Origin of the sequence: Bradyrhizobium sp. 192, from assembly GCF_023100965.1 — a bacterium.
GTDB classification, from domain to species: Bacteria; Pseudomonadota; Alphaproteobacteria; order Rhizobiales; family Xanthobacteraceae; genus Bradyrhizobium; species Bradyrhizobium symbiodeficiens.
In genome coordinates, this window is record NZ_CP064690.1 from 7742156 (window position 1) to 7757697 (window position 15542).

Sequence of the window (15542 nt, forward strand, 5' to 3'; positions counted from 1 at the left end):
CAGGGAGAGCGTCGTGAACCTCTACGCGAAACTTCTCGAACGACAGGCCGCGAGGCGCCCCATCGGGATCGGGCTGATCGGGGCGGGCAAGTTCGGTGCGATGTACCTGCATCAGGTTCTGCGCACGCCCGGCGTCCATCTCGTCGCAATTGCAGACCTGTCCCCGTCGCGTGCCCGCGAAAACCTGAACCGCGTCGGCTGGCGCCCTGAGCAGTTCGCCGCGACCTCGCTCGAGGACGCCCTCAAGAATGGTACGACCTTCCTGACCGACGACTGGGAAGCGCTGATGAAGTGCGGCGGCATCGAGGTGATCGCCGAGTGTACCGGAAATCCCGTCGCGGCGGTCGAACACTGCCTTGGCGCCTTTGCCAACGGCAAGCCCGTCATCAACGTGACCGTCGAGGCCGACGCCTTCTGCGGACCGATCCTCGCGCAAAGAGCAAGACAGGCCGGCGTAATCTACAGCCTCGCCTATGGCGATCAGCCGGCCCTGGCCTGCGACCTCGTCGATTGGGCAAGGGCCTGCGGTTTCCCGGTCGTGGCGGCCGGCCGCGGCCACAAATGGCTTCCGCATTATCGGGAGTCGACGCCTGAAACGGTCTGGGACCATTGGGGTCTCTCCGTCGAGCAAGCCGCGCGCGGCGGCATGAACCCAAAGATGTTCAACGCATTTCTCGACGGCTCCAAGCCGGCGATCGAATCCGCCGCGATCGCAAACGCAACCGGGCTGGAGGCGCCCTCGCAAGGCCTCGCATTCCCGCCGGGATCGGTCGACGACATCCCGACGCTGATGCGCCCCCGCTCCGAAGGCGGCATCCTGGAATCCAAGGGACAGGTCGAGGTCGTGTCATGCCTGACGGCGGACGGCAAACCGATCCCCAACGACATCCGCAAGGGCGTCTGGGTCTGCTTCGAAGGCGACAGCGAGTACATCCGCAACTGCTTCCAGGAGTATAGCGTCGTCACCGATCCGAGCGGCCGCTACATGAGCTCCTACAAGAAGTGGCATCTCATTGGTCTCGAGCTCGGAATTTCGGTCGCCTCGATCGCACTGCGCAAGGAGCCGACGGGGGTCGCAACGACGTTCAACGCCGATGTTGCCGCGACAGCCAAGAAGGATTTGCGCGCCGGAGATACGCTGGACGGAGAAGGCGGCTACACCGTCTTCGGCAAGCTGACGCCGGCCAGAACCTCGCTTGCAAAGGGCTATTTGCCGCTTGGGCTTGCACACAATGTGCGATTGACAAAGGCGGTAGCAAAGGACTCCTGCATCACCTGGGCCGATGTGGCGATTGACGAAACGCTGCCTGCTGTGCGTGTCCGCAGGGAGCAGGAAGCGTTCTATTCGTCGCTGGGAGCGCGCAGGGAGAGTTAGGCGAAGTCACGCCGAGCGGGCAGCACTATGCGCCCAGCCGCTTGTTGAACATCTCGACATTGACGAGCCCGCGCGCGTGGCGGCCCTCGCCGAGCTTGCGCGTGCCCTCGAACGCCTCGACCTCGAACCGAATGACGCGGCGTTCGACCGCAACGACCTTCGCGGTGGTCCGCACCGTCGCGCCGACGAGTGCGGCGGCGAGATGGCGGATGTCGACCTCGGTGCCGACGGTGACCCACCCCGGCTGCAGCGCCGAGCGGATCGCATCGCCCGACGTCATCTCCATTTCCAGGATCATCATCGGCGTCGCATAAACCATCGGCATACCCGGCACGAAGTGCCCGACCGTGCGCTCCGCCGGGACCACCAGCGTGCGCTCGGCGCTCATGCCGATCGTGATGTAATCGCGTGCGTCCATGGTGCCTCAAACTCCGCTGTCGTCCCGGATCTGCGCTGACGCTTGTCCGGGACGACGGTGGTGGTTGCCGCTCCAGCCGAGGCTACTTCTTCGCGGCCGCCGCGCGCTCCACGAAGGTCTTGCCGCCCTTCATCTTGTGGCGGAGCGGGGCTTCGTTGATCTGGATGACGACGGCATCGGCGTCGACGCCGAGATTCTTCACCAGCGCCTGGGTGATGTCGCGCATCATGCCGGCCTTCTGCTCGTCGGTGCGGCCTTCGGCCATGCTGACAGTGATCTCAGGCATCGTTCTCTCCCTGCTGCGTTCGTCATGGCCGGGCTTGTCCCGGCCATCCACGTTCGCTTTCATCAAACAGGACGTGGATGCCCGGGACAAGCCCGGGCATGACGCTTGGCGGAATGGCTATCCCCACTTTACGTCATGGCGCGCCAGGACCTCGCGCACTTTCGCAACCAGATCGGCCTCACTGCACGAGAACTGCGCCGGGCGGCTCTCGCGCCATTCCTGGTTGGAGGCAATCGCGGCCGCCGCCTTGGCGCCCTCGACCAGATCCTTGATCTGCACCTCGCCGCGCGCCTTTTCATCCGAACCCTGGATGATCACGCAAGGCGAGTTGCGGCGGTCGGCATATTTGAGCTGGTTGCCCATGTTCTTGGGATTGCCGAGATAGAGCTCGGCGCGGATGCCGGCGGTCCGCAAGGACGCCACCATCTTCTGATAGTCGGCGACGCGGTCGCGGTCGAACACGGTGACGACGACGGGGCCGAACTCCGGCTTGGTGTTGAGCTTGCCGAGCAGCGTCAGCGCAGCCTGGAGGCGCGACACGCCGATCGAGAAACCGGTCGCCGGCACCGGCTCGCCGCGGAAGCGCGAGACGAGGCCGTCATAGCGGCCGCCGCCGCCCACAGAGCCGAAGCGCACCGGGCGGCCTTTCTCGTCCTTGGTCTCGAGCAGCAGTTCGACCTCGTAGACGGGGCCGGTGTAGTATTCGAGGCCGCGCACGACGGAAGGATCGATCTTGATGCGGTCTGCACCATAGCCCGATGCCACGACGAGTTTGGCAATCTCTTCCAGCTCGCTTACGCCGGCCTGACCAACCTCGCTCTTGGCCAGGTAAGTTTCCGCTGCGGCAATGGCCTCTTTCCAATCGTCGCGCGGTTTGGTGATGGCGAGAACGACATCAGCCTCCGCGGCGCTGAGGTTGGCCCCCTTCGTGAAGTCGCCCTTGCCTTCCTCTCCACCATCCCATCGTCCGGGACCGAGCAATTTGCGCACTTCATCTGCGGAAAACTTGTCGAGCTTGTCGATCGCGCGCAGCACGATCAGCCTGCGCGGCGCGTTCTCCTCACCTGCGAGCCCGATGGCTTCCAAAACGCCGTCGAGCACCTTGCGGTTATTCACCTTCACCACATACTGACCGCGCGCGACGCCAAGCGCCTCCATCGTGTCGGCGGCCATCATGCAGATCTCGGCATCCGCTGCCGGCGTCGCCGAGCCGACCGTGTCAGCGTCGAACTGCATGAACTGGCGGAAGCGGCCGGGGCCGGGCTTCTCGTTGCGGAAGACGTAGCCGACGCGATAGCTCCGATAGGGCAGGACCAGCGCGTCGGTGCCGTAGCGCTCGCCGACATAACGCGCCAGAGGCGCGGTCAGATCGTAGCGCAGGCTGATCCACTGCTCGTCGTCGTCCTGGAACGAGAACACGCCCTCGTTCGGACGGTCCAGGTCGGGCAGGAACTTGCCGAGCGCGTCGGTGTATTCCATCGCCGGCGTCTCCACCGGCTCGAAGCCGTAGAGCTCGTAGACGGCGCGGATCTTTTCCACCATCTCGCGCGTCGCCCGGATCGCCGAGGGGTCGCGATCCTCGAGCCCGCGCGGCAGGCGCGCCTTCAATTTCTGGGGTTTTTTGGGTTTTTCGGCCATGCGCGGCGTTTACCAGCCGGGGCGCGAAGCGGCAACCGGTGCTTGGAGGACCGTCATTCCGGGTTGGCCCTTCGGGCGCCCCAGAATGACATCCCATACTACGGCTGCTCCATTCGCGCCCTGAGGGCATCGGCGTCGGCCTTCGGCAGGGACTTCAGGGTCGGTTTGATGGTTTCACCGCCGACGATCTTGCCGTTGCGCATGAACATCCAGTCCGAGATGTCGGCCTCAGTGAACTTGACCTCGTCGCCGGCCCGTTTGCCGGGCAGGTCCCGCGGTTCGTTGGCGAACACGCCCGAATAGCCTCCGCCCGGCAGCTTCTTCACCTCGGCGATCCAGATGTGCTCGCCACCCTTCCGAGTCGAGAAGCGCACCTTCAGGGCGTGCCCGGCTTCCGTCGGCTTGGGCGATTCATAAGAAGCCCAGAAGGTGGGCAGCGTGCCGCGGGCGCGCGCGATCGCGGTGTTCATTTCGGGATCGGTGGTGCGCACGTCGACGATCGGCGAGCGGTCATCGGCTGCGACCTCGTGCGTTGGGCCGATGGTGAGTATGCCGAAAACGGAGATGCCGGTGATTGCGGCGAGAATGGCCCATTTCACGGGCTGGGGGAGTCTGGGTGCCATGATCGCGATGCCTCGGTATGTCCTTGCTTTGTCGCATGGTCATGGCGGCGCGTTCATGGACTATCGGCGGGCGTTCCCCGGATGCGGCGCACCGCTGAAGGAGCGCTGCGCCGCGTCCGGGACCCGAGAGATCAAAACACCTTGCGGATCCAGTTGTGGGGATCGTTGGTGCGGCCGTACTGGATGTCGACGAGCTGCTTGCGCAGGCCCATGGCGACGGGGCCGGCGGCGCCGCCGCTGATCTCGAAATCGCCGCTCACCGAGCGCACCTTGCCGATCGGCGAGATGACGGCGGCGGTACCGCAGGCAAACGCTTCCTTCAGCCTGCCTGAGGCCGCATCCTTGCGCCACTGCTCGAGCGTGTACGGCTCCTCGCGCACGGTCTTTCCGGCATCGCGGGCGAGCGCGATGATGGAGTCGCGGGTGATGCCGGGCAGGATGGTGCCGAGCGGCGGCGTCGAGAGCGAGCCGTCGTCGAACACGAAAAACACGTTCATGCCGCCGAGCTCTTCGATGTAGCGGCGCTCGACCGCGTCGAGGAAGACGACCTGATCGCAGCCGTGCTGCATTGCCTCGGCCTGGGCGCGCAGGCTCGCGGCGTAATTGCCGCCGCATTTGACGGCGCCGGTGCCGCCGACGGCCGCGCGCGTATAATTCTCCGAGACCCAGATCGAGACCGGCGCGGGACCGCCCTTGAAGTAGGAGCCAACAGGCGAAGCGATCACCGCGAAGATGTATTCGGACGACGGCTTGACGCCGAGGAAGGTCTCGCTCGCGATCATGAAGGGCCGCAGGTAAAGGCTGCCCTCGCCGCCGGGCATCCAGGTGCGATCGATGCGCACGACCTGCTCGACCGCCTCGATGAAGACGTCCTCGGGCAGTTGCGCCATCGCCATGCGGTCGGCGGAATCCTTGAAGCGCCGCGCATTGGCGTCGGGGCGGAACAGGTTCACGCCGCCGTCGTCGCGCTTGTAGGCCTTGAGGCCCTCGAAAATCTCCTGGGCGTAGTGCAGCACGGCGCCGGCCGGATCGAGCTGGAAGTTGGCGCGCGCCTCGATCTTCGCCTCGTACCAGCCGCCCTTGGCCTGGTTGTAGCGCACGATCGCCATGTGATCGGTGAAGACCCGTCCGAAGCCGGGGTCCACCAACCTGGCCACGCGGTCCTTTTCGGACGTCGGATTGGATGCGGGCTGGATATCGAATTTCATGCTCATGTCCTTGCCTCCCGCTGCCGGTGGCGGCGCCGTTCCGGCGCCGGCCTGCCCCTCTTCGGGCCCGGCTGGCTTGATTGGTTTTAGGCCGAACCACCGCCAGCCTTGTTACGGCCGGTTTCCGTGGCCAGCATATCGCCGAGGACATGCTTTTGCGGAAGGCGGAAGTCCAGTATGTTTTGCCGAAACGCCGCTCGACAATCGCACGGTAGACCTGATCCGGCCGTCGTCGCCTGTCCGGCTCTCTCCAGCCGCCCTTGCTTCGATGCCACCCCGCGCGAAACGATCTAAAATTTCGTGCTGGTCAATCGTTTTGTAACATTGAACCCAAGATACGTCAATATGCCTGACATAAATTTCGCGACTTCCTCTCACGACGCCGCCGAGCCCAAGCCGGCCGCAGACGACGGAGGCAATTTGCGCTGGGATATCATCGAGCTACTATTCTTCGCCTATCGCGACTTCGTCGGCGACCCCGACCAGGAGCTGGAGGCATTCGGCTTCGGCCGGGCCCATCACCGGGTCATGCATTTCGTCTACCGCTATCCCGGCCTCAAGGTCGCCGACCTGCTCGACGTGCTCCGCATCACCAAGCAGTCGCTCGGTCGCGTGCTCAAGCAGCTGCTGGACGAAGGCTACATCGTGCAGAAGACCGGCGACAATGACCGCCGCCAGCGGCTGCTCTACGCGACGCCGAAGGGCGAGGCGCTGGTGCAGAAGCTCGCCGGGCTGCAGACCACGCGGATCACCAAGGCGCTCGCCGAGATGGCTCCGCAGGATGCGGAAACCGTCAAGCGCTTCCTGCGCGCGATGATCGATCGCGACGATCCGGACAAGGTGCTCGAGACGATCTTCGCTTCCGTCAACCACGACACCAAGGAGTGACCGTGCCGCTTGCAGCCACGCTCGCCCGCCCGCCGGCGCGCCCGGCCGATGACGCCCCGCATCTGCTGCTCGTCGACGACGACCGCCGCATCCGCGATCTGCTCTCGCGCTTCCTCGCCGCCGAGGGCTACCGCGTCACCACCGCCGCAAGTGCCGGCGATGCACGCTCGAAGCTGCTGGGTCTGCATTTCGACCTCTTGATCCTCGACGTGATGATGCCCGGCGAGACCGGCTTCGATCTGGCCCGCTTCATCCGCACATCCTCCTCGGTGCCGATCGTGATGCTGACGGCACGACACGAGGCGGAAGCGCGCATCGAGGGCCTGCAGATCGGCGCCGACGACTACGTGGCGAAACCGTTCGAGCCGCGCGAACTGGCGCTGCGCATCAACAACATCCTCAAGCGTGCCGCGCCGCCGCCGCAGGCCACGGCGGTGGAGAAGATCGCCTTCGGTCCCTACGTCTATCATCTCGATCGCGGTGAGTTGCGGCAGGGCGAGGAGGTCATCCACCTCACCGACCGTGAGCGCGAGATGCTGCGCATTCTCTCGGAGACCCCGGGCGAGACCGTGCCGCGCAGTGCGCTGACCGGCAACGGCAGCGTCAACGAGCGCGCCGTCGACGTGCAGATCAACCGCCTCAGGCGCAAGATCGAGACCGACCCCGCCAATCCACTGTTCCTCCAGGCGGTGCGCGGCATCGGCTACCGCCTGGTGGCCTCGCCATAAATCAGTGAAGCGCGACCGATGAGCACGATCGACACCGGCCTGACGCTGCTCCGAAGCGCCGCCGGCCGCGTCTCCGCCGCCAACGGCTGGATGGGCAACGCGTTCAAGGGCTGGATGCCGACCGGCCTCTACGCCCGCGCGCTCCTCATCATGATCGTGCCGATGGTGGTGCTGCAATCGGTCGTCGCCTTCGTGTTCATGGAGCGGCACTGGAACACGGTGACGCGACGCCTGTCGGCCGCGGTGGTGCAGGACATCGCGGCACTGATCGACGTCTACAAAGGCTATCCGCAGGACAAAGACCGCGACCAGATCCGCCGCATCGCCCAGCAGCGCCTCGGCCTCGTCGTCGACTTCCTGCCCCCCGGCGACATGCCGCCGCCGGGACCGAAGCCGTTCTTCTCGCTGCTCGACCAGACGCTGTCGGTGCAACTCGGCCGCCAGATCGGACGCTCGTTCTGGATCGACACGGTCGGCCGCTCCAACCTCGTCGAGATCCGCATCCAGCTCGACGATGCCGTGATGCGCGTGTTCGCGCAGCGCAGCGCCGCCTACGCCTCCAACTCGGAGATATTCCTGTTCTGGATGGTCGGAACGTCGTCGATCCTGCTGATCGTCGCCGTGCTGTTCCTGCGCAACCAGATCAAGCCGATCCTGCGCCTTGCGGACGCCGCCGAAAGCTTCGGCAAGGGTCGCGAGGCGCCGAACTTCAGACCGCGCGGCGCGCGCGAGGTGCGGCGGGCGTCGGTTGCCTTCCTCGAGATGAAATCGCGCATCGAGCGCACCATGGAGCAGCGCACCGCGATGCTCGCCGGCGTCAGCCACGATCTGCGCACCATCCTGACCCGCTTCAAGCTCGAGCTGGCGCTGATCGGCGACAGCCCCGAGCTCGACGGCATGCGCAAGGACGTCGACGAGATGTCGATGATGCTGGAGGATTACCTCGCCTTCGCCCGCGGTGATTCCGGCGAGCAGTCGCAGCCGACCGACATGGCGCAGGCGCTCGAGGAGCTGCGCGGCGACGCCGAGCGCCACGGCCATGCCGCAACCGTCGCCTTCCACGGACTGCCCGTGGTGACGGTGAAGCCGGCTTCGTTCAAACGTTGCCTCGCCAACCTCGTCACCAATGCGGCGCGTTACGGCAAGGCCATCGCCATCACCGGCCAGCGCGATCATCGTTATTTGACCGTGACGATCGACGACGACGGCCCCGGCATTCCCACGCATTTGCGCGAAGAAGTGTTCAAGCCGTTCCTGCGGCTGGACAACGCCCGCAACCAGGACGAAGGCGGCACCGGCCTCGGCCTCGCCATCGCCCGCGACATCGCCCGCTCGCATGGCGGCGACATCACGCTCGGCGACAGCCCAATGGGGGGATTGAGGGCGAGCGTGAGGATACCGGTGTAGGTGCCGCAGCCCGGATGGAGCGTAGCGATCCGGGCCAAGATCTCACGATGACCACCTACTTCGGCAGTAGCGCCTTCAGCTTGTCCATGTCGCGCACGTTCATCTTGAAGCCGCCGGGCATCACGATGTCGCCCGGCTTCTGCTCCGGCTTGCAGGCCCCAAGCCACTTCGCTTGGAGCGTCATGGTGCTATCGCGCCCAGCAGCGCCCGCGACGCCGCCTTTCGCGTGCGACGAGGTCTTCACGGTGTAGGCCGAATTGAAATCGCCGGTGATCTCGGCATGCGAGGTCGTGCTGACGCCGGCGACGCTGCACTCGGAATCGCTGACATAGCCGGTCGCGGTCTTCTTGATGTCCTGCTTGGCGCAGATCTGCTTCGCCATCGGCGAGACGTTATTGTTCATCTCCTTGTCGACCGTCTCGTCGGTGCAGTGCTGCATGGTCATCTCGGGCATCGGCGAGCCCGTCGTAACCAGCTTCATTTCCCAAAGACCGGCCTTGCGCACCGGCAGGTCGTCGGCGCAGGCACCGCCCGCCGACAGCACGAGGCAAAGGGTCGAGCCGAGCAAAGCGAGTTTGCGCGTCATGCGAGAAGCTCCCGGCTGAGATTGCGGCGTTACGGCAACGCCTCAGTAGAGCGTGCGGATCGGCTGGTCGGCGGCGCCATAGGGCACCCAGCGGCAGGAAAACGAGATGTAACCGCCCTCATAGGCCTGCACCGCCAGGAATTTCACGACCTTGCCATAGCGCGCGCAGTGATCGACCGCGGCCTGCCGGGCATCGACCTGGGTGGCCATCGAATAGGCGATGATGCCGCCGGTGTCGTTGCCCTTGAAAGCCGGCACATAGTCGGCGCGCGCCGACTGGCTCGCCATCATACCCGAGACAACCAGGCTGGCGAGAAGACCCGCGGCCGCAATGATTCGCATTCCCGTCACTCCAATTGGCTGGCGGCCAGTTTACGGTGCCGGGAGGGAAGTGGAAAGAACGGAAGCCCTGCCAACCACGATGTTGTAGTCAACTCCTGGCGAAGTGTTGCCGCGCTGCACTTGACCTCCACCGGCCTTCGCGGCACCGTCCACCCCCAACTTCAGCTGTCCGGATTGACCATGCGCGCCTCCTCCCCGAAATCGCTCCGCTATGCCGCCGTGCTCGGCCTCGTGTTCGGGGCGATGTCGCTCGGCGAGGCCCGGGCCGCCAATCCGCTGGAGCTGAATTTCTGGCTGAGCGGGCCGCGCTATGACGGCGCCGTCGCCGATTGCGACAGGGCGCTGCCGACCATCGCCACCCAGTTCTGGGAAAAGGAAAGCACGTTCTGGAATTCCTCGTTGAAGATCACAGGCTTCTCGGCCGTTCGCGAGACCGCGTTCCGGCCCTGGCAATCCGACAACATTCCGCGCCGCTATTGCAGCGCTGACGCCATGCTCAATGACGGCAAGGTGCGCAAGGTGCATTACTCGCTCATCGAGGATGGCGGCTTCGCCGGCTACGGCAACGGCGTCGAATGGTGCGTGGTCGGGGTCGACCGCAACTGGGCCTACAATCCGGCCTGCCGCGCCGCCAAGCCCTGATCGGAAGGCCCTGATTCGGGTCGCTCGAGGCGCTGAACAGCGGTCGCCCGAATTTTGTTCTTGAAATGTTCCCATCGCCTGCTAGGCTTCCTTGCACAGTCTAGTTGAGGGGCGCCGCCATGTTTCATTCCAGATTGCATTCGTTTTCCCGTCTCGTGATCTCCGTGACCCTGGCAGCCGGACTGGCCTTGCTCGCCGGCGGCGCAAACGCCCAGGACAAGCGGCAGAACGCGCCCGGCGAATTCGACTTCTATGTGCTGTCGCTGTCGTGGTCGCCCTCGTTCTGCGAGGAGGCGACCGAGCGTGGCCGCCGCTCCCAGATCCAGTGCGGCGGACGGCCTTTTGCCTTCGTGGTGCATGGGCTGTGGCCGCAATATGAGAATGGCTTCCCGGAATATTGCCAGCGGCCCGCACCACGGCTGAACCGCAGCATCGTCTCCTCGATGCTCGATTTGATGCCGGCGCCGGGCCTGATCTTCAACGAGTGGGACAAGCACGGCACCTGCTCCGGCCTCGCCGACCGCAGCTATTTCGAGACGATCCGCAAGGCGCGCGCTGCGATCAAGATTCCGGCCGAATATCTCGATTTGTCGCAGGCCAAGACCGTGGCGCCGGCGGAGGTCGAGGAAGCCTTCATCAAGGCCAATCCGGGGCTGAGCAATGCCGCCGTCTCGGTCACCTGCAACCGGACGCGGCTGTCCGAGGTCCGTATCTGCCTCAGCAAGGACCTGCAATTCCGCGCCTGCGACGAGAACGAACGCCGCACCTGCCGCCGCGACCAGGTGACGATGCCGCCGATCAGGGGCGGTTAAGTCGAGGTCGCCGCATCGTCAATCCGGGGCGCGCGGAGTGCGAACCCGCAATCCATCAAACGGCATCTTCGGTGGCAAATTGGATTCCGGGCTCGGTGCTGCGCACCACCCCGGAATGACAGGCCGTTACTTTCATCGCGCGATGTCGTAACTCTTCGCCATGAACTACCACCACGCCTTTCACGCCGGCAATTTCGCCGATGTCATCAAGCACATCGTGCTGGCGCGCATCATCACCTATCTGCAGGACAAGCCGGGGGCGTTCCGCGTCATCGACACCCATGCCGGCGCCGGCCTCTACGATCTCGACAGCGACGAGGCGCGCCGGGGCGGCGAATGGCTGACCGGCATCGCGCGGCTGATGCAGGCGCGCCTGTCGAACGAGAGCGCGGCGCTGGCCAAGCCCTATCTCGACATCGTCCGCGCCTTCAATCCGAAGGGTGAGCTCAAGGCCTATCCCGGCTCGCCGTTGATCGCGCGCGGCCTGCTCAGGCCGCAAGACCGCCTCGTCGCCTGCGAGATCGAGCCGAAGGCGCGAAAGGCGCTGATCGCCGTGCTGCGTCGCGACGAACAGGCCCGCGTGGTCGATCTCGACGGCTGGGTGGCGCTGCCGGCCTTCGTGCCGCCGAAGGAGCGGCGCGGCCTCGTGCTGATCGATCCGCCCTTCGAAGCCAAGGACGAGTTCGAGCGGCTGGGCGAAGCCTTCTCTACAGCCTTCGCGAAATGGCCGACCGGCATCTATCTCATCTGGTATCCGGCCAAGAACCGGCGCGCCACCGACACCCTGGCCCAAACCGTGGCGCGGCTCGCAGCTGCAGCAAAACCGCCGGGAAATTGTCTGCGCCTCGAGTTCAGCGTTGCGCCTCAGCTCGATGGCGGGGCTCTCGCCTCCACGGGGCTCCTGATCGTCAATCCGCCCTACACGCTGCAGGGCGAGCTCAAGACGATCCTGCCCGAGCTGGAAATGCCGCTCGGCCAGGGCGGCGCTGCCAGATTCCGATTGGAGACACCGAGACCGTAACACTCCGGCATTCTTGGGAAAAATATGCAGGAGCGGTGGTCAATCTGCAGAGAACCGTATTATGCTGTTTCCGTGACTGGCTTTACGTTCCGCTTCCGCGAATGGTTGCGGCGGAGTGAAGGCCTAAGAAAGATCCGGCCGGACCGTTGCGGTCCGCCCAAGGATGGCCAGCTCTCCCGGGCTTCGTAGCGCCCGGTCATGTCGTGACGTGAGTCTGCGTCGCGACGGAGGAGCAATGAGGGGGAGTTTCCCGATGGCCATGACGGGAACGGTCAAGTTTTTCAACGGCGAACGCGGCTACGGTTTCATCAAGCCTGACGACGGCGGCCGCGACGTCTTCGTACATATTACGGCTGTGGAGCGGGCCGGACTGAAGGACCTTGCGGAAGGACAGCGCATTACTTTCGAAGTCGAGCCGGACAAGAAGGGCAAGGGACCGAAGGCGGTCAATCTAGTGATCTTGGCCTAGCGGGACTGACGCGCAGTCTTCGGCGCAATACTCGGCGCAAGAAAGCGAAAAAAATCCCGGCCGCGAGCGGCCGGGAGGTTGTCGTCCGGTATTTTCTTCTTCAGCTATCAGAAGTGATAGTTCACGCCTGCGCGCACAACGCTGGCGCTATAGCCGTTTGACACGCCTGTAATCGCGAACTGGCTCGACGACAGATCGATGTAGAGATATTCGAGCTTCGCGCTCCAGTTCGGCGCGAAGCCGACCTCTGCGCCGGCGCCGATGGTCCAGCCGGCGGTGGTGTGCGACTCCGTCCAGCCGAACGTCTGTGCGCGCAACTCGCCGAAGGCCAGGCCCGCGGTGCCGTAGAACAGGATGTTGCTGAAGGCATAGCCGGCGCGACCGCGCAGGGTGCCGAACCAGGGATTGGAGAACTTCCACGGCGCGAAGGTGTCATCGGCACCGGCGGCCTGGATATCGCCTTCCACGCCGAACACCCATGGGCCGTTCTGGAAATTGTAGCCGGCCTGCACGCCGCCGACGAAGCCGGCGGGCTTTGCGGGATTGTTGCTCACCGAACCCCACTCGTAACCGAGATTGGCGCCGAGATACGGGCCCGCCCAGCTATAGGCGTTGAGCGGCTGGTTGACGGTATAGGGCGCGCGCTGACCGTAACTCATGTCGGCGGCCTCTGCCGAAGCTGTCCAGCCGGCCGCAACCAACGCGGCTGCGCCCACAACGAACCTCTTCATCACACACTCCCAACGCAACTGTCGCAACCGGTGCGAAGCCTGACGCCGCCGCGCAAGGCAAACCGCATGGTTACGGAACCACGACCTTTTCGCGTAAGATTTATCGAGAGTTTTAAGTTAAAGGGCTGTTAAGCCGGGTTACCGCGCTGTTAACAGGCTTAAGCAAGCGTTACCGGGAACTGGGCCGCCATCCTGTGCGTGCCGCGTTGCCGGAACTTCAAATCGGCCCCCCCAGCACTTAAATTCGCGCCATGGTTCACGATTCCACCGACAATCCGGACGACCGCGCGCGCAAACCCGTGCATGGCACCGCGCCGGACGTCCCGGCCGAGACGCCGCCCGACCTCGATCCCGCCGCCACCAGCGGCGGCGACGACGAGGACGATGCGCGGCTGCCCGATATCCTGGAAGAGAGCGGCGCCGTCGGCGAAGGCACGCTGGCGACCGGCCACGAGGCGATCGAGCGCGCGGTCCGGCTCGCCCCCACCTCGCCCGGCGTCTATCGCATGCTCAATGCGAATGCCGACGTGCTCTATGTCGGCAAGGCCAAGAACGTCAAAAAGCGCCTTTCCAACTATGCGCGCCAGAATGCGCCGCAGCCCGCCCGCATCCTGCGCATGATCGCGGCCACGGTGACCGTGGAGATCGTCTCGACCAACACCGAGACCGAGGCGCTGTTGCTGGAAGCCAACCTCATCAAGCAGTTGCGGCCGCGCTTCAACGTGCAGCTGCGTGACGACAAGTCGTTTCCCTACATCCTGATCACTGGCGACCATTGGGCGCCGCAGATCCTGAAACATCGCGGCGCGCAGAGCCGGCCCGGGCGCTATTTCGGTCCGTTCGCCTCCGCCGGCGCCGTCAACCGCACCATCACGGCGCTGCAGCGCGCCTTCCTGATCCGCTCCTGCACCGATTCCTTCTTCGAGAGCCGCACCAGGCCCTGCCTGCTCTACCAGATCCGCCGCTGCGCCGGCCCCTGCACCCGCGAGATCGACTTCGGCGGCTACACGACCCTGGTGCGCGAGGCGAGCGACTTCCTGTCCGGCAAGAGCCATGCGGTAAAGCAGGAGCTCGCCGGCGAGATGGAGAAGGCCTCCGGCGAGCTCGAGTTCGAGCGCGCCGCGCTCTACCGCGACCGCCTCGCCGCTTTGTCGGCGATCCAGTCGCAGCAGGGCATCAATCCGCGCACGGTCGAGGAGGCCGACGTGTTCGCCATCCACCAGGAGGGCGGCTTCTCCTGCGTCGAGGTGTTCTTCTTCCGCACCGGCCAGAACTGGGGCAACCGCGCCTATTTTCCGCGCGCGGAAAAGACGTTCACCCCGGAAGAGGTGCTCGGCTCCTTCCTCGCGCAGTTCTACGACGACAAGCCGCCGCCCAGGAACATCCTGCTCTCGCACGAGATCGAGGAGAGCGAACTGCTCGCCAATGCGCTCTCGCTCAAGGCCGGCCACAAGATCGAGGTCACCACGCCCAAGCGCGGTGAGAAGAAGGAACTCGTCACCCATGCGCTGACCAATGCGCGCGAGGCGCTCGGCCGCAAGCTTGCGGATACCGCCACGCAGAGCCGCCTGCTCGACGCCATCGCGACGACGCTGGGCCTGCCCCAGTCGCCCAAGCGCATCGAGGTCTACGACAACAGTCACATCCAGGGCACCAATGCGGTCGGCGCCATGATCGTCGCCGGCCCCGATGGTTTCGTGAAGAACCAGTACCGCAAGTTCAACATCAAGTCGGAAGGGATCACGCCCGGCGACGACTTCGCCATGATGCGCGAAGTGCTGGAGCGGCGCTTCAAGCGCCTGATCAACCCGCCCGAGGAGGGCGCGGCCAAGGAAAACATCAAGGCGAAGGACGACGATTTCCCGCAATGGCCCGACCTCGTCATCATCGATGGCGGCCGCGGCCAGCTCAATGCCGTCCGCGAGATCTTCGCAAATCTCGGCCTGACCCAGGTGTCGCTGATGTCGGTCGCCAAGGGGCCGGACCGGGATGCCGGCCGCGAGACCCTGTTCATGCCGGAACGCGAGGCCATCAAGCTGGAGCCGCGCGACCCCGTGCTCTATTTCATCCAGCGGCTGCGCGACGAGGCCCACCGTTTCGTCATCGGCTCGCACCGCAAGCTGCGCAAGAAGGACATCCGCGAGGCTGGCTTGCAGGAAATCCCGGGCATCGGCCCGTCCCGCAAACGTGCCTTGCTGCATCATTTCGGGACCTTGAAGGAGATCGAACGGGCCTCGATCGGCGATCTCGGCAAAGTTCCGGGGGTGAGCGCCGAGAGCGCCCGCAGGATTTTCGAGTATTTCCATCCCCAGCCGGGATGAACTAAAGGGGCTGTGGTCATATGGTCGTCGTATCCCGCACCCCATCT

The 15542-nt window shown here is 65.0% G+C and carries 17 protein-coding genes; 9 read left to right on the plus strand and 8 right to left on the minus strand.

Annotation, left to right across the window (positions count from 1 at the left end; all coding sequences use genetic code 11):
• Positions 1 to 13: 13 nt before the first annotated feature.
• Positions 14 to 1375, plus strand: a complete 1362-nt coding sequence (locus tag IVB24_RS36370) for a flagellar biosynthesis protein FlgA (protein ID WP_247771436.1) — start codon at positions 14 to 16, stop codon at positions 1373 to 1375.
• 25 nt (positions 1376 to 1400) lie between these two features.
• Here the strand turns inward: IVB24_RS36370 and IVB24_RS36375 are convergent, their stop codons facing one another.
• From IVB24_RS36375 to IVB24_RS36395, 5 genes are all read right to left on the minus strand, one after another.
• On the minus strand, positions 1401 to 1793 hold the full coding sequence (locus IVB24_RS36375) for a hotdog domain-containing protein (RefSeq protein ID WP_094973051.1): 393 nt from the start codon (positions 1791 to 1793) through the stop codon (positions 1401 to 1403).
• Between the two features lie 82 nt (positions 1794 to 1875).
• Positions 1876 to 2079 (minus strand): tautomerase family protein, encoded by a 204-nt coding sequence (locus tag IVB24_RS36380; protein WP_008144861.1) that lies wholly within the window; start codon positions 2077 to 2079, stop codon positions 1876 to 1878.
• 117 nt (positions 2080 to 2196) lie between these two features.
• Positions 2197 to 3717, minus strand: a complete 1521-nt coding sequence (gene hisS, locus IVB24_RS36385) for a histidine--tRNA ligase (protein ID WP_247771437.1) — start codon at positions 3715 to 3717, stop codon at positions 2197 to 2199.
• Positions 3718 to 3815: 98 nt separating this feature from the next.
• Positions 3816 to 4340, minus strand: coding sequence for a DUF2314 domain-containing protein (locus IVB24_RS36390; RefSeq protein WP_094973053.1), 525 nt, complete (start codon positions 4338 to 4340; stop codon positions 3816 to 3818).
• A gap of 131 nt (positions 4341 to 4471) precedes the next feature.
• Entirely contained in the window at positions 4472 to 5554 is a 1083-nt protein-coding gene (locus IVB24_RS36395; protein WP_247771438.1) for a branched-chain amino acid aminotransferase, read from the minus strand.
• A gap of 339 nt (positions 5555 to 5893) precedes the next feature.
• Between IVB24_RS36395 and IVB24_RS36400 the strand changes: the two genes are divergently transcribed.
• The 3 genes from IVB24_RS36400 to IVB24_RS36410 are packed head-to-tail and all read left to right on the plus strand — an operon-like array spanning position 5894 to position 8571.
• Positions 5894 to 6436 (plus strand): MarR family transcriptional regulator, encoded by a 543-nt coding sequence (locus IVB24_RS36400; RefSeq protein ID WP_247771439.1) that lies wholly within the window; start codon positions 5894 to 5896, stop codon positions 6434 to 6436.
• The gene (locus tag IVB24_RS36405) at positions 6433 to 7164 is read left to right on the plus strand and encodes a response regulator transcription factor (protein WP_094973056.1); all 732 of its coding nucleotides are present in this window, start codon (positions 6433 to 6435) and stop codon (positions 7162 to 7164) included. The genes IVB24_RS36400 and IVB24_RS36405 overlap by 4 nt, the downstream gene beginning before the upstream one ends.
• A gap of 18 nt (positions 7165 to 7182) precedes the next feature.
• Entirely contained in the window at positions 7183 to 8571 is a 1389-nt protein-coding gene (locus tag IVB24_RS36410) for an ATP-binding protein (RefSeq protein ID WP_140482805.1), read from the plus strand.
• 55 nt (positions 8572 to 8626) lie between these two features.
• On the opposite strand, the gene IVB24_RS36415 is transcribed toward IVB24_RS36410, so the two are convergent.
• On the minus strand, positions 8627 to 9157 hold the full coding sequence (locus IVB24_RS36415) for a DUF3617 family protein (protein ID WP_247771440.1): 531 nt from the start codon (positions 9155 to 9157) through the stop codon (positions 8627 to 8629).
• Between the two features lie 42 nt (positions 9158 to 9199).
• Positions 9200 to 9499 (minus strand): hypothetical protein, encoded by a 300-nt coding sequence (locus tag IVB24_RS36420; RefSeq protein ID WP_247771441.1) that lies wholly within the window; start codon positions 9497 to 9499, stop codon positions 9200 to 9202.
• Positions 9500 to 9679: 180 nt separating this feature from the next.
• Between IVB24_RS36420 and IVB24_RS36425 the strand changes: the two genes are divergently transcribed.
• From IVB24_RS36425 to IVB24_RS36440, 4 genes are all read left to right on the plus strand, one after another.
• On the plus strand, positions 9680 to 10141 hold the full coding sequence (locus tag IVB24_RS36425; protein WP_094973059.1) for a hypothetical protein: 462 nt from the start codon (positions 9680 to 9682) through the stop codon (positions 10139 to 10141).
• 119 nt (positions 10142 to 10260) lie between these two features.
• The gene (locus tag IVB24_RS36430) at positions 10261 to 10953 is read left to right on the plus strand and encodes a ribonuclease T2 (protein WP_094973060.1); all 693 of its coding nucleotides are present in this window, start codon (positions 10261 to 10263) and stop codon (positions 10951 to 10953) included.
• A gap of 160 nt (positions 10954 to 11113) precedes the next feature.
• Positions 11114 to 11974: a 23S rRNA (adenine(2030)-N(6))-methyltransferase RlmJ gene (gene rlmJ, locus IVB24_RS36435; protein WP_140482801.1), complete on the plus strand. Its 861-nt coding sequence runs from the start codon at positions 11114 to 11116 to the stop codon at positions 11972 to 11974.
• Positions 11975 to 12227: 253 nt separating this feature from the next.
• Positions 12228 to 12443, plus strand: coding sequence for a cold-shock protein (locus IVB24_RS36440; RefSeq protein ID WP_028176631.1), 216 nt, complete (start codon positions 12228 to 12230; stop codon positions 12441 to 12443).
• Between the two features lie 107 nt (positions 12444 to 12550).
• Here IVB24_RS36440 and IVB24_RS36445 read toward each other — a convergent pair whose 3' ends face one another.
• Entirely contained in the window at positions 12551 to 13174 is a 624-nt protein-coding gene (locus tag IVB24_RS36445; protein ID WP_162307367.1) for an outer membrane protein, read from the minus strand.
• Between the two features lie 251 nt (positions 13175 to 13425).
• Here IVB24_RS36445 and uvrC point away from each other — a divergent pair, with 251 nt between their 5' ends.
• Entirely contained in the window at positions 13426 to 15495 is a 2070-nt protein-coding gene (gene uvrC, locus IVB24_RS36450) for an excinuclease ABC subunit UvrC (protein ID WP_247771442.1), read from the plus strand.
• Positions 15496 to 15542 lie beyond the last annotated feature (47 nt).